Origin of the sequence: Providencia sp. PROV004 (genome assembly GCF_011045615.1) — a bacterium.
Lineage (GTDB): Bacteria > Pseudomonadota > Gammaproteobacteria > Enterobacterales > Enterobacteriaceae > Providencia > Providencia rettgeri.
In genome coordinates, this window is record NZ_CP042859.1 from 2,983,893 (window position 1) to 2,998,240 (window position 14,348).

General features: G+C 42.4%; 14 protein-coding genes. 2 read left to right on the forward strand and 12 right to left on the reverse strand.

Annotation, left to right across the window (positions count from 1 at the left end; translation table 11 throughout):
• Positions 1–62: 62 nt before the first annotated feature.
• From FVA69_RS21385 to flhB, 3 genes are all read right to left on the reverse strand, one after another.
• Entirely contained in the window at positions 63–254 is a 192-nt protein-coding gene (locus FVA69_RS21385) for a hypothetical protein (RefSeq protein ID WP_231136804.1), read from the reverse strand.
• Positions 255–445: 191 nt separating this feature from the next.
• Positions 446–2,545 (reverse strand): flagellar biosynthesis protein FlhA, encoded by a 2,100-nt coding sequence (gene flhA / locus FVA69_RS13540; RefSeq protein ID WP_004909858.1) that lies wholly within the window; start codon positions 2,543–2,545, stop codon positions 446–448.
• Positions 2,538–3,689, reverse strand: a complete 1,152-nt coding sequence (gene flhB / locus FVA69_RS13545) for a flagellar biosynthesis protein FlhB (RefSeq protein ID WP_109911158.1) — start codon at positions 3,687–3,689, stop codon at positions 2,538–2,540. Before flhB ends, flhA begins: the two co-directional genes overlap by 8 nt.
• Positions 3,690–3,972: 283 nt before the next feature.
• Here flhB and FVA69_RS13550 point away from each other — a divergent pair, with 283 nt between their 5' ends.
• Complete coding sequence (locus FVA69_RS13550; RefSeq protein ID WP_227024189.1) at positions 3,973–4,113, forward strand: CcdB family protein; 141 nt, start codon at positions 3,973–3,975, stop codon at positions 4,111–4,113.
• A gap of 15 nt (positions 4,114–4,128) precedes the next feature.
• Positions 4,129–4,686: a hypothetical protein gene (locus tag FVA69_RS13555; RefSeq protein ID WP_164528952.1), complete on the forward strand. Its 558-nt coding sequence runs from the start codon at positions 4,129–4,131 to the stop codon at positions 4,684–4,686.
• A 51-nt stretch (positions 4,687–4,737) separates the two neighbouring features.
• Here FVA69_RS13555 and FVA69_RS13560 read toward each other — a convergent pair whose 3' ends face one another.
• From FVA69_RS13560 to cheA, 9 genes are all read right to left on the reverse strand, one after another.
• Positions 4,738–5,055 (reverse strand): helix-turn-helix transcriptional regulator, encoded by a 318-nt coding sequence (locus FVA69_RS13560; protein ID WP_238789239.1) that lies wholly within the window; start codon positions 5,053–5,055, stop codon positions 4,738–4,740.
• Between the two features lie 86 nt (positions 5,056–5,141).
• Positions 5,142–5,780 carry a protein phosphatase CheZ gene (locus FVA69_RS13565; RefSeq protein WP_164528953.1) on the reverse strand — a complete coding sequence of 213 codons (639 nt, stop codon included), beginning with the start codon at positions 5,778–5,780 and terminating at the stop codon, positions 5,142–5,144.
• A gap of 24 nt (positions 5,781–5,804) precedes the next feature.
• Positions 5,805–6,197: a chemotaxis response regulator CheY gene (cheY, locus tag FVA69_RS13570; protein ID WP_004909843.1), complete on the reverse strand. Its 393-nt coding sequence runs from the start codon at positions 6,195–6,197 to the stop codon at positions 5,805–5,807.
• A gap of 41 nt (positions 6,198–6,238) precedes the next feature.
• Positions 6,239–7,306: a protein-glutamate methylesterase/protein-glutamine glutaminase gene (locus tag FVA69_RS13575; protein ID WP_004909841.1), complete on the reverse strand. Its 1,068-nt coding sequence runs from the start codon at positions 7,304–7,306 to the stop codon at positions 6,239–6,241.
• Positions 7,306–8,142 carry a CheR family methyltransferase gene (locus tag FVA69_RS13580; protein ID WP_164528954.1) on the reverse strand — a complete coding sequence of 279 codons (837 nt, stop codon included), beginning with the start codon at positions 8,140–8,142 and terminating at the stop codon, positions 7,306–7,308. Before FVA69_RS13580 ends, FVA69_RS13575 begins: the two co-directional genes overlap by 1 nt.
• 133 nt (positions 8,143–8,275) lie before the next feature.
• Positions 8,276–9,844: a methyl-accepting chemotaxis protein gene (locus tag FVA69_RS13585; RefSeq protein ID WP_109911154.1), complete on the reverse strand. Its 1,569-nt coding sequence runs from the start codon at positions 9,842–9,844 to the stop codon at positions 8,276–8,278.
• Between the two features lie 116 nt (positions 9,845–9,960).
• On the reverse strand, positions 9,961–11,646 hold the full coding sequence (locus FVA69_RS13590; protein ID WP_164528955.1) for a methyl-accepting chemotaxis protein: 1,686 nt from the start codon (positions 11,644–11,646) through the stop codon (positions 9,961–9,963).
• Between the two features lie 104 nt (positions 11,647–11,750).
• Positions 11,751–12,248 (reverse strand): chemotaxis protein CheW, encoded by a 498-nt coding sequence (cheW, locus tag FVA69_RS13595; protein ID WP_004909833.1) that lies wholly within the window; start codon positions 12,246–12,248, stop codon positions 11,751–11,753.
• Between the two features lie 16 nt (positions 12,249–12,264).
• On the reverse strand, positions 12,265–14,334 hold the full coding sequence (gene cheA / locus FVA69_RS13600) for a chemotaxis protein CheA (protein WP_109911152.1): 2,070 nt from the start codon (positions 14,332–14,334) through the stop codon (positions 12,265–12,267).
• Between the last annotated feature and the right edge of the window lie 14 nt (positions 14,335–14,348).

A 14,348-nucleotide genomic window follows, 5' to 3' on the forward strand; every position in this document is an offset into this window, starting at 1 on the left:
TCCCCTCTTTCCCATTTAGAAACACTTTCCTTGGTCATATTTAATATCGAAGCGAGAGAAGATTAAGAAATATTATTTTGCTCACAAATACGTTTAATGTCTTCTCCTGTCATAGACTTAGGGTTGGTGAATTTTTTCTTAAGCTCTTGTGTTTTTATCCGCGCCTCGATACGGCAAGCCGCGGTGCCATCAGCACCACCAATTGCTTTCATTTCTTGAGCAAATTTCAGTAACTCATTTATTTTATTATTCATAATGAATCCCCACCAACAGGTTAGCTTCAACTCACTATAATTTTTACTATAGTAAAAATTATCATGGTTAAGGAAGAAAATATGCTAATTAAGCAAAGTCTTGGAATAAAAAAAGAGGAAAATTACCGTATCCTATTGGCAATTTTCCTCTTTTTAATACTGTAGCTAAATGGCAAATAATACCGATAGAATTAACTGCCGCTGATCATTGACGTCATTCTGATCTTACGGTGGTCAGTCATTTCTAAATTCGACATGACCACTAGCTGTGGCAGGCTGCGCCGCAAGAAACGCGACAAAATTAGGCGTAAGCCATGGTTAACTAATAATACCGTTGGGGCTCCCATCGCCTCTTGGTGTGCCACGGCTTGCTCCGCTTGAGTTTGAATAAACTGCGCCAAGTTTGGCTCTAATCCCCCGCCATTTTTAGCGGCTTGCAGTAAGATCTGTTCAAGACTAGCTTCTAAACCGATAACTTGAATTTCTTCTGCATTACCAAACCATTGCTGGGTGATAGCCCGACCTAACGCAATTCTCACTTGTGACGTCAGGTAATCCGTATCTTTATTCTCACCATTTTCCCCCGCCATTTCAGCTAAGGTTTCAATGATGGTACGCATATCGCGGATTACCACATCTTCCATTAATAAATTTTGTAGTACACGGTGCAAAATGGTTAACGAAATGGTATCTGGGATCAGGTCATCTGCCAATTTTGGCATCTCTTTTTTCACACGATCATACAACATTTGTGCTTCTTGGCGGCCAAATAAGGTGCTGGAGTTTTGCAACAAAATTTGATTAAAATGAGTTGCCACTGCGGTACTCGCAGATACCACGGTATACCCTTGTATTTGCGCTTGCTCACGTAAATCATCATCAATCCAGATTGCAGGTAAACCAAATGCAGGCTCTTTGGTGACGTCGCCTTGTAACGACCCGGCGGCATTACCTGGGTCAATAGCCAGGCTACGACCAGGCTGTGCTTCTCCCCGCCCAACTTCTGCACCTTTGATCAGAATTCGATATTCACAGGGGGAAAGCGCCAAGTTATCGCAAATATGTACGACAGGTGGTAAATACCCCACTTCTTGAGCAAATTTCTTACGTAAACCACGCAGTCGCCCTAATAATTCACCTTGCTGGTCATTATCAACTAAGGGAATCAACCGATACCCCACTTCCATCGCCAACAAATCTTCTAGTTGCACGTCATCCCACGTGGCTTCAACCACTTTATTTGCTTCTTGGAAATGCTGCGATTGGCTATTATCTCCCGTGGCACTTTCGGGTTGTTGCGATTTACGCACTAAATACCAACCAAGGGCGGCCAGTGCTGCAGTAAATAGCAAGAAAACAAAGTTAGGCATACCCGGAATCAAACCGATTAGGCCTAAAACGCCTGCGCTCAACCACATCACTCGCGGGTTATTAAATAGCTGGGTGACCATCTGCTCACCCACATCTTCATCGGTTGCCACTCGAGTGACAATAACCCCAGCAGCCGTTGAAATAATCAAAGCAGGAATTTGCGCCACAAGGCCATCACCGATGGTCAGCAAGGTATACGCACTTGTCGCCTCACCCAATGACATATTGTGTTGACCAACACCGATAATTAACCCGCCAACCACGTTGATCACCATAATCATGATCCCCGCAATCGCATCCCCACGCACGAACTTACTCGCACCATCCATTGAACCGTAAAAATCCGCTTCTTGAGTCACTTCCGCACGGCGTTTTTTCGCTTCATCATCCGTAATGATACCTGCGTTCAAGTCGGCATCGATGGCCATCTGTTTACCCGGCATACCATCTAACACAAAGCGAGCGCCCACTTCCGCAATACGCCCTGCTCCCTTAGTGATAACCATAAAGTTAATCAGTACAAGAATAATGAACACCACAATACCGATGGCAAAGTTACCGCCCACCAAAAAGTGACCAAAAGCTTCGACAACTCGTCCAGCTGCATCTGGCCCTGTATGGCCATCTAACAAAATAATTCGCGTTGAGGCGATATTCAAAGAAAGGCGCAATAAGGTTGCAAATAGCAAAATGGTTGGAAATGCAGCAAAGTCTAATGTGCGCTTAGTGAACATCGCCACTAATAGCACCATAATAGAAAGTGCAATATTGAAGGTAAACAGTAAATCCAATAAAAATGCCGGCAATGGCAGTACCATCATCGACAAAATCAATAAGATAAGAACCGGTCCAGCAAGTATTTGCCACTGCGTTCCCTGTAAATTTTTCGGCAATTTTAATAATGAAGCCAAATTAGCCATCGCGATTGTTATCTCCAGCAAAGTCCAGCGTCGGTGGCACTGGCAAATTTTTCGGTTTTTTTGGTCTGAGCCCACCTTCACGGCGCCAGCGGCGCAATTGGTAAACCCATGCTAAAACTTCTGCAACCGCCGCATATAAGGCAACAGGAATGCTTTGGCCTATCTCCGCATGGCGATATAGCGCACGAGCAAGCGGCGGTGCTTCTAACTGTAATATTCGGTGCTCTTCACCAATTTCCTTGATGCGCTGAGCCAATACGCCCGCACCTTTCGCTAATACTTTTGGCGCCCCCATTTTTTTGTCGTCATATTTAAGGGCAACCGCATAGTGTGTCGGGTTAGTGACGATGACATCCGCACTTGGGACATCCGCCATCATTCGGTTACGCGCAATCGCACGCTGTTGTTGGCGAATTTTGGCTTTAATCTGCGGGTCACCCTCTTGCTGCTTGAATTCATCTTTAATTTCCTGACGACTCATGCGCAATTTTTTTAAATGGGAGCGAAACTGATAGAAAACATCAAAAGCCACCATCGGGATCAGCAAAAACACAATTAAATACCCGGCAAAAATGACTTTCTGTAGTGCATTACTTAGCGCCGTAACCGGTGATTCCATCACTAAATGCAGTAATGATGGCCAACTTTGCCAAAGAAAAATAAACGCCCCTAAACCCACAAATAAGGATTTTAAAATTGCTTTAAATAACTCAGATAACGCATTCATCGAAAAAATACGCTTTAGCCCTTTGATTGGATTTAACTTTTTCAAATCAAATTTAATCAACTTGCTATTAAAAACGAGCCCACCCACTAACGATGACGCAGAAATCCCCACCAAAGCTAACCCACCAATCACGGGTAATAAGGCAAATAAAGCCTCACTGACAACACGTCCTAAATAGCTGATCATCAAGCCTGTGTTTTGTAAGTAATGACCATCAAAAATAAAACCCTGACGAGCTATTTGCCGCAGTTGTGCCGCCAAATGTCCGCCACTTAACCATAGCAAGCTCACGCCAGCTAACATCATCATTAGCGAACTCAATTCTTTTGAACGAACGATTTGCCCATCATCTTTGGCTTTTTGCTTTTTATGGGGGGTGGGCTCTTCTGTTTTTTCTACATCACTCTCGTCGGACACCGTGATTCCAAAATTTAATGAAAATACGAGTTATCGCTATAGCATGACAGAGTGTAAAAAAATCAATGGTGGAAAATAGACGTAGTTCAAGGGGGTTATTTGGCTATTGAGCAATAAGCATGCTTAATTACACATGCCTGAACACGTGTAATTAAGGAGATACCATGAGTACAATGGCTCAAAGCATGAAAAAAACGCCAGTGTCACTATCGCGCCTGAACTTTATGAGCAAGCAAGGCTTGTTAAAAAAACATTACCTGTACGCCTAAATCCACAATTATCAATCAACGGGCAGGTTTTCATTTTAATGACTCATCAAATGGCTTGCGTCCCTCATTCATTATTAGGGAAAAAAATCGTTGACTTAAGTTGCCAACGAGACACCATTAAGCACGCAATCGACTTACTTATTAATGGCTTTTAACAATAAAGGGTTATTATGAATACTTGCCACCTTGTTGCCCCAGATATTTCCTTAGAAGATGCCCCCAAACATGCCCAGCGCATGCTTGACTGGCTAAAAGAACAAGGCATTATTGACCCACATTTCCAAGGCGTTGAATATGGTGAAGTCATTTATCGCCCTACACCCGCTCACAAAGAACCCATTTTATACGTCATTAATGATGAAATCGTCCCGACCCAACTCCCGGAAGATATGCTAAAAAATTACCTGTCTATCGTAACTGAACATACGGTTTTTCACGCAGGTGGCAATGGCCTCGGTATTTACTGCCCACAATGTGCCAGTGAACAAAGCGAACAGAGCCACGCATGGAGCGATACGGTATCCGATTGGTATGAGGGAAAACCAGAAAACCTCGCTTGTTTTTGTTGCGATTTTCATGGTCCACTTAATGCGTGGCAATTTGATCCGCAATGGGCATTCGGTAATTTAGGTTTTAGTTTTCATAATTGGGATGTCCGCGATGATTTTATTGAGCTATTTGCACAAATACTTGGCAGTAAGATCATCGCAGTCTATCAACATGATTAGCGATTAAATACTCACCTGAATACATATAGATTTACTTATACACTATATAATTCAGGGCTTAGAAGGAAAACCCAAGGTAAGGCGCAAGCCAACCGCTTCCGCATATTTTAATAATGTGCCTAATTTCGGGTCGAATTGCGCTTTTTCCAAACGCGACACGTTTTGCTTTTGAGTTTGCATTTTTTCTGCAATTTGCATCTGGGTTAAGTTATTGGCTAAACGCGCTTTTTTAAGTTGATTGATTAACGCTTGCCTCATTTGTAATTCTGAAGAGCACTCATCAACATCCCCGTTATTTTCTTGAACGATATCAGCTTGTTCTTTTTGTTCTTTAATCACGAAAGTAGAAATTAAATCGTTATTTATCATTGCAATCCCTTCCTTGTAACGCAAGTACAATAAAACTACCCTAATCCTATGTAATTAGAGTAGTTTAATTAAAATCTTGTTAGCAATTAGAAACCTAACTCATCAAGTAAATCATCAACCTGAGACTGTGATGCCATGACATTAACGCCTTCTTTATTGATTTGCGGGCCATTGAGCAAACTTTCGTTTTGCGTTTTCGCACGCATTTCAGGTGGCGTATTTTCCATTAATAATGCGAGCAGTTGTTTTTCAGCTTCTTCAACCACTTCCATCATTTTTTTGATGACTTGTCCTGTTAAATCTTGGAAATCTTGCGCCATCATGATTTCCAACAACTCTGCTTTAGTAACTTCGCTGTCTTGGATCACCTGTCCTAAAAAGGCTTCTGTTGACTCACGCAATTGTGCAGGAACCGCATCTCCAGCGGTTTCTTGCCACTGCTGTTGCAGCACCTGCGCATTTTTATTCATTTCCACTTGCAGTGGTTTGATGACATCAATGCCATTTAAGGTTTTTTCTGCCGCTTGCGCCGTCATTTGTGCGATATAACGCAGCCTGTCTTTTCCGTCTGGAATACTCGCCACGGCTTGTTGAACGCTTTTTTCTAGGCCCAATTCGCGCATACTTTCACGCAGGGTTCTCATTAGCGTACCAATGCGTGTAATGACTTGTTTTAAATCATCATTACCATTGCGAATACCTTCCATACCCACTTGTTCAGTCATGAAAATCTCCTTTGGCACGCACTGTTATTGCAGACCCATTTTTTCGAATACTTTATTCAATTTTTCTTCTAAAATAGCGGCAGTGAACGGCTTAACTACGTAACCACTCGCACCCGCTTGTGCAGCCGCAATAATATTTTCTTTTTTCGCTTCAGCCGTCACCATCAAAACTGGGATGTGCTTTAATGCATCATCACCGCGAATAGTTTTGAGCAGTTCTAAACCATCCATATTTGGCATATTCCAATCGGCAACCACAAAATCGATGCTGCCTGCACGAATTTTCTCTAAGGCATCAACACCGTCTTCCGCTTCTTCTATTTTATTAAATCCGAGCTCTTTTAATAAGTTACGAACGATGCGGCGCATAGTAGAAAAATCATCAACAACCAAAAAACTGAGATCTTTAGCGGCCATAACCACTCCTTCAAAATACAATTGTGAATTCCTGCCCCGGGTTAAACCGTGACAGAAGAAAGTCTTGCTAAAACACTTGGGGCAATCTTGAGAATATCTTGCACTTCATCCGCAGCTCCCATTTCAATCGCAGCACGCGGCATACCAAATACCACACAACTACTTTCGTTTTGTGCGTAAGTGATTGCCCCCTGCTTACGTAAATTTAATAGTCCTTTCGCTCCATCCATCCCCATTCCCGTCAATAAAATACCAATGCATTTTCGCCCAACACATTGAGCTACTGAATCGAACAACACATCAACAGAAGGACGGTGCCGGTTAACAGGTTCGCTTTGCTGTAAAATGACTTGAAATCCCTTGCCTTTATCGGCAATCAACATATGCGAATCGCCTGGTGCGATATATGCATGGCCTTTTTGTAATAGCTCGTTGTGTTCAGCTTCTTTTACGGTCAATACACACAGCTTATTTAAGCGATCAGCAAAAGAACGCGTAAAACCCGCAGGCATATGCTGAGTGATCACGACAGGTGGGCATTCATGAGGTAACATTTCCAGAAATTGACGTATCGCCTCTGTTCCACCTGTCGATGCGCCAACCGCAATCACACGGCTGTTACAAACATAGGGAGAGAGCGCTTTGGCTTGAGAAACTGGCTCACTGACCTTTTTGTCCGGACGAGCAAAACGGCTGCGCTGAGTAATTTTTGACATAGCTGCTGCGCGAATTTTTTCACCAATAATATCGCGATAACTCATCATGGTTTCACGAATACCAATTTGCGGTTTCGTGACAAAATCCACAGCACCTAATTCCAGCGCCTTTAATGTCACTTCAGAACCTTTCGACGTTAATGTTGAAACCATGACCACAGGCATTGGGTGTAAGCGCATTAATTTCTCTAAGAAATCAATACCATCCATTCGTGGCATTTCCACATCTAACGTAATCACATCCGGCTCATATTGCTTGATTAAATCACGAGCAACATAAGGGTCTGGTGCGGTATCAACCACTATCATGTCATCATGGCTATTAATAATTTCGCGCATTAATTGGCGCATCAGTGCTGAGTCATCCACACATAGCACTTTAATTTTTTTCATTACCCCCTCCTCGCCGCTTGCAAGCTGTAGACGGTTTGCCCTTTAATAACGAAACTTTGTGATAACTGCGATAAATTTTCAGAATGCCCAATAAATAACAAACCATCTGGCTTAAGCAATGGAGCAAAACGCTCCAGCATTTTTATCTGCATCTCTTTATCAAAATAAATCATGACGTTACGACAAAAAATCGCATCAAATCGATGTTGCATTTGCCAATCATGGTCACTCAAATTTAAATAACGAAATTCAATCATTTGGCGTAATGCTGGCTTGACTCGCGCATAGCCATCAAACTCGCCAACGCCTTTCATAAAATAGCGTTGTCTCTGTAATACCGTTAAAGACTTCAGCTCTTCTATGCGATACACGCCTTGTTTCGCTTTTTCTAGCACTTCCGTGTCAATGTCACTGGCAATGACTTTGGCATTAATTGCGTTTGGCCCAAGCACATCACTCAATGTCATGGCTATCGAATATGGCTCTTCTCCTGTTGAAGATGCAGCGCACCAAATATTAATCGCGCTATTTTTACGTGTGCGAACAAAGTCTGCTAGCGTCACAAAGTGGTGCGGTTCACGAAAAAATGCGGTTAAATTTGTCGTCAGAGCATTCACGAAAGCTTGCCATTCTGCATGGTGAGGCTCACGCTCTAACATCCGTAAATAATCGGAAAAATTGTCGATATTACAATCACGCAACCGCTTTAACAGCCGGTTATAGACCATATTTTTTTTATTCATGGTGAGGACAATGCCTGATTTTTTATGAATAAATCGACAAACCCGACCAAACTCATCATCAGTCAGTGGTTTTACCTGTGGTACAAAAAGCATCGTACTTGTCGTCCTATTCAATAAAAACCCAGAGGCAGCCAGTTATTTGGCTGCCTTTTAGGATGGATAACCTAAGAAAAAATAACCAGTTACGATTATCCACCGAAAACTCAAAAACGAGTTTTCACAACACTTAACGCCGATTACGATTTAATTGACTTTCAGGTAATTCAAAGAATGCAACCGTATCAACTAAGTTGTTCGCTTGATCTTCTAGCGCTGCCGTCGCACTGGTCGATTGCTCAACTAACGCCGCATTTTGTTGTGTGACTAAGTCCATTTGGCTTACTGCTGTTGCGACTTGCTCAATACCACGGCTTTGCTCATTGGATGCAGAGGCAATATTACCCATTAATTCAGTAACTTGGTTAACTGCAGCAACCAATTCACTCATAGTTGCACCTGCTTCATTAACTAATTGAGAACCTTGGCTGACTCTGCCAACAGATTCATCAATCAAGGTTTTAATTTCTTTTGCCGCTTCCGCACTACGCTGAGCTAATGCTCTAACCTCACCAGCAACCACAGAGAAACCGCGCCCCTGTTCACCCGCTCGAGCAGCTTCAACAGCAGCATTCAATGCTAAAATATTGGTTTGGAAGGCGATGCCATCAATCACACTAATAATGGCACTGATTTTTTGTGAGCTATTGGAAATGGAAGTCATGGTGTCAATCACGTCTTCGGTGATCTCTCCGCCTTTCGTTGCGGTTTTCGATGCGCTAACAGCAAGTTCACTGGCTTGGCGCGCGTTATCCGCATTCTGCTTAACCGTAGCGGTTAACTCTTCCATACTGGCTGCGGTTTCTTCAAGTGATGCCGCTTGCTGTTCAGTACGTGAAGATAAATTATTATTTCCTAACGCGATTTCACGGATACCAGTGTACATTTGGTCCGTATTTGAACGTAGCGCTGTTACTGAAGTCGCTAGAGACTCCTGCATGTCTTTTAACTTACCAAACACCTCACCAATTTCATCACGGGTAGTGACTTCAATTTTCTGATTGAGTTTACCATCAGCCACTAATGCAAAGTGCTCTCCCATACTTTTCAATGGGTTAATCACTTTACGTTTCATCCAGTAGTTAACAAAAACAATAACGGCAAGGATAATAACAATCACTGAAGCGAATGAACTCCACGCAAACGTGTTATACATTCTTGCTGCTGCAAGAGACTCATCATTTTCAGCATTCAGTAATTCAAGGTATTCCTCGACAACTTGCTCCAACTGATCCTGGTTTTCTTGGGCAGGAAGTTCAATATAGGCTGCAATATCTTTATTATCTAAATGTGTTTTTAATGCTTTGAGTGTCAATACAAAGGCTTGATACCGAGCCTCAAGAGCGGCGAGATTTTCTTTCTCACTCAAAAGAGGCTGGTTTTTAAACGTGGTGTAATCTTTCTCAGCTTCTTCGAGTAATTTATCAAAAGTTACTCTCGTTTCTTCAATCAACGGTTCGTTACCACCCACTTTATGCAGCAAAGCAATTTGCGTTAAGCTGTTGCGTGCTTGCATTAGGTGTTTACTGGTTTCTTCAAGCATCGCTCGCTTATCAGACCCCAAATCAATACGCTCTAAAGATTTTAATTCACTTACAACAATCCCGACAGAAACCCCGCTAGACACAATCTGCATCCCACAAAATAAAATGAGAAGTAGATACAAACTCACCGAAATTCGGATATTTTTACCAAACATAGAAATCCCCACTTGTGCCAGCTAAGAGAACTGAACCTCTGAAACATTGCCTTGTTTTCTAATGCACAGAAACGCTGCAAAACCAAAGCCTTGCAGCGAAAGACTGAGCTTAACCGTTAGAAAGTTTCCCAATTGTCATCATCTTTATGTTCTTTCGATGACAGTTTTGTCAGATCCGGCGTTTTAACGATATTTGAAACCGTTCTTGCTGCCGGCTGAATATTGCGTATTTCGCTTTGTTTTAATGGTGGTAAACGGAAGATGGAAATCAATTGCGACAGTTTTGCCACTTGTTCTTCCAATACATTGGCTGCAACCGCAGACTGCTCAACCAGCGACGCATTTTGCTGTGTAACCTTATCCATTTCTGCAACAGCGATGCTGACCTGTGCAATTCCTTTACTTTGCTCGTCTGATGCAGTTGCAATGTGCGTCATAATGTCAGTGACACGTGTGACAGACTCAACAATCTTGGTCATTGTTTCGCCCGCATCTTCTGCTTGGCGAGCGCCTGTCCCAGTTCTTGACACTGAATCTTCAATTAACGTTTTAATCTCTTTAGCCGCATCAGCACTGCGTTGTGCTAAATTACGCACTTCATCAGCCACCACAGCAAAACCACGACCATGCTCACCTGCTCGCGCCGCTTCAACCGCTGCGTTTAGCGCTAAGATGTTGGTTTGGAAGGCGATGCTATCGATAACCGCAGTAATATCAGAGATTTTCTGTGAGCTATCGGCAATGTTCAGCATGGTACTGACCACATTCGATACCACTTTGCCACCCTCTTTTGCTATCACTGAAGCTTGGTTTGCAAATTCACTCGCTTGGTGGGCGTATTCCGTATTTTGTTTTACGGTTGCAGTCAGCTCACTCATACTGGCTGAGGTTTCTTCTAAGCAAGCAACTTGCTGCTCAGTTCGTGCAGATAAGTCATTGTTACCTGCTGCAATTTCGGTTGTACCTTGGTAAATAGTTTCGCTACCATCTAGCACACCACGAACGGTATTAATCAATTCCTGCTGCATATGTTGAACACCATTGGCCAACTCACCAATTTCATTCTTGGCAATTGTTGTCACATTCGGTGTTAAATCGCCTGAAGTAAAGACTTTAATACGCTCAATTAAGATACCGAGTGGTTCAATAATGCCTTTACGAACATAGCGATAACTAAAGAAGCCAATTAAGGCGAGTAAGATAAATAGCGTCACCAACATATATAAAGATTGGCGATAGTTATTATCTGCGTTAACGACTTCGGCTTGAAAATCTGCTGAGATATCCGCAAAATAAGCGTTAAATTGCTCTTCAAATTTTACTTGGTGCCCTGAGGTTCTGTGTGCATAAAAGCCTTCAAGGTCACCTTTTTCAGCGAATTCACCTAGCTTGATTAACGCATCACGATAGGTTTCATAGGTGCTAAATAGTTTTTCAAATTTGGCCTTATCATAATCCGAACTTTGCATCAGCTTGTTATAACGTGCATAGGCATCATCCGCTGATTTAAAGTTACGTTTAGCGGCTTTAATCAAATCTTCTGTCGTTGCATCGTCTTGAATTTTACGACCTTCAAGTAAATAGGCATTGATAGAGCGGTTTAAGTTAGCTCGAGCTTGTAACAAATTGACCCAGCTTTCCGTTAATACTTGTCTTTGGCGTTGTAATGAATTCAAATAACTGATGCTGTCGCTGTTATCGCCCAGTTTGGTAAACATCAACCCACTGGATACCAGTTGCAGCAAAATAAAGATAAAAATGACGGACAAAAGTCCCGATACGATTTTAATTCGACTGTACATGACGTTTTACTAACATAATTTTGTTGTATTTGGGATATCGGTCATCCAACCAAAAACTTTAGTTAATGACTTATTATTATTTGAACAATTGTTGGGGCTGAGAATTACTCAGCCATGCTGTCAATCAGCGCCATTTCATCGCTTGTTAATAATTTTTCGATATCGACTAAAATCAACATACGGTCGTTTAATGTTCCGAGCCCTGTCAGATATTGTGTTGATAATGTCACGGCAAAATCAGGTGGCGGTGCAATTTGTTCTTCATTCAAGACCAGTACATCCGAAACTCCATCGACGACAATACCAACGACGCGATCTTTTAAATTCACTACGATAACGACCGTGTTATCGTTATACACCACGTTTTCATGGGAGAATTTCACCCGTAAATCAATAATCGGAATGATGACCCCACGTAAGTTAGTCACTCCTTTGATAAAATCAGGGGTATTCGCGATACGAGTCACTTGTTCGTAACCACGAATTTCCTGCACTTTTAAGATCTCAATGCCATACTCTTCTTCACCCAAGGTAAAAATGAGGTAGCCTTCGCCGTTTTTTTCTTCTTCGTGTTTATTTAAATCATCATCTAACATAGACATGGTGTATGGCCTCTATTTAGTGCACGACAGGTTGAGAAACCTGCTGTTTCTTTTTAATCAAAATGCTGTTATTCATTTTTTGTAGTTCAGCCACATCTAAAATCAATGCAACAGAACCATCACCCATAATCGTTGCTGCGGAAATACCGGGGATCTTGCGATAATTACTTTCAATGTTTTTCACCACCACTTGCTGCTGCCCAACTAATTTGTCGACCAACAATGCAAAACGATGACCTGCATTCTGAATAATCAGCACAATACTGTTATCTAAATTTCGTTCGGCTTCTTCGATGGAAAATACGTGGTGTAATTCAACAAGCGGTAGATATTCACCTCGCACAAGCAGCATTTTTTCCTCTCCAGCCAAGCGATAAATATCCTCTTGTCGAGGCTGCAACGTGCTGATAATTGCACTCAATGGCACGATAAAGACATCTTCCGCTACTTTCACCGACATCCCATCCAAAATCGCTAAAGTGAGCGGTAATAAGATGCGGATAATGGTGCCTTTGCCTTCGGTAAAACCGATTTGAATACGACCGCCCATGTCTTGGATATTTCTTTTCACCACATCCATTCCAACACCGCGTCCCGAAACGTCTGTCACTACCTCTGCGGTTGAAAATCCTGGAGCCATAATCAGCATCGCAACTTCATCATTGCTCATACCATCATGCACGTTCATGCCTTGTGACTTCGCTTTTGCCAAAATACGTTCACGGTTTAGCCCTGCGCCATCATCACGAACTTCAATGCAAATATTGCCACTTTGATGTGCTGCCGCTAAGGTCAATGTGCCAGCTTCTGGCTTACCATTTGCCACGCGAACTTCTGGCTTTTCAATCCCATGGTCGAGGCTATTACGAACAAGGTGATTCAGGGGATCGACGATGCGCTCAATCAAGCTTTTATCGAGTTCAGTTGAACTTCCTTCCACTTTCAGCTCGATTTTTTTACCTAATTTCGATGCTATATCCCGTACCATGCGTGGGAAACGACTAAATACGTAATCCATTGGCATCATGCGAATTGACATAACGGATTCTTGCAAGGCGCGAGAATTACGCTCCAACTGTACGATTGAGCTTAATAAATCACTGTATTCATTTTGATCGACATGCTGACTATGTTGGGTCAGCATTGATTGAATAATGACCAACTCCCCGACTAAGTTGATCAACTGGTCAACTTTCTCTACAGCCACACGAATACTGCTCGAATCCCCTTTCGGTTTAGCGATTGCAGGTTTTTTCGATGTATTTGCAGGCGCAGCTACCGCTGGTGAAACAGTTACAGGTTTTGCTTCTTTCTCCGGCTCAGGAATCTTAATTTCGATTGTGCCATCGGAGCCATCCGTGATGACTTCTTCAGGAGATAAGGCGAGGCAATCCGCAAATGATACGACTTGGTGAGCAATCTGTGATTCATCCACCACAAAACATAATACGCCACTAATATCATCAATATCAGTGTTTGTACCAAGCCATGCTTGCAAACTATTTGCTGTTTTTTCAGTATGATACAAGTGCCCAAATAAACTGAGCTCATCTGCCAGTAAATCAACTTCATTTTCTTTGAGCTGATTTAACGAGATCATAAAGTAGTGTGAATATTCACCTTGCTCTGCGGGAGCTTCTTCAACAACCGCAACATCAACTTTAGTCTCAGGTAACGCAGCCGTTGTTTCAGTGACCTCTTCTGCTCTATTTTCAACCCGGCTAAGCACCTCACAAATGCGCTTAAAGGTCTCTTCATCCGGCAAAGAATCATTTTTATAGGCATCTAACTGTGATGCCATGACATCCTTAGTATCAAGAAAAACATCAATAATGTCAGGTGTGAGTGTTAACTCATCATGACGCGCCTTATCTAAAAGGTTTTCCAATGTATGAGTCGTATTCTGCAACTGAGTGAAACCAAAGGTTGCAGCCCCTCCTTTTATTGAATGGGCACTGCGGAAGATGGCATTTAGCTGCTCGCTATCCGGGTCAAAAGGATCAAGCTCAAGTAAATGTTGTTCCATATCCCTGAGCAACTCATCAGCTTCATCGAAAAATGTTTGATAAAACTCGGTAATATCCATGGTTTTTATCCAAT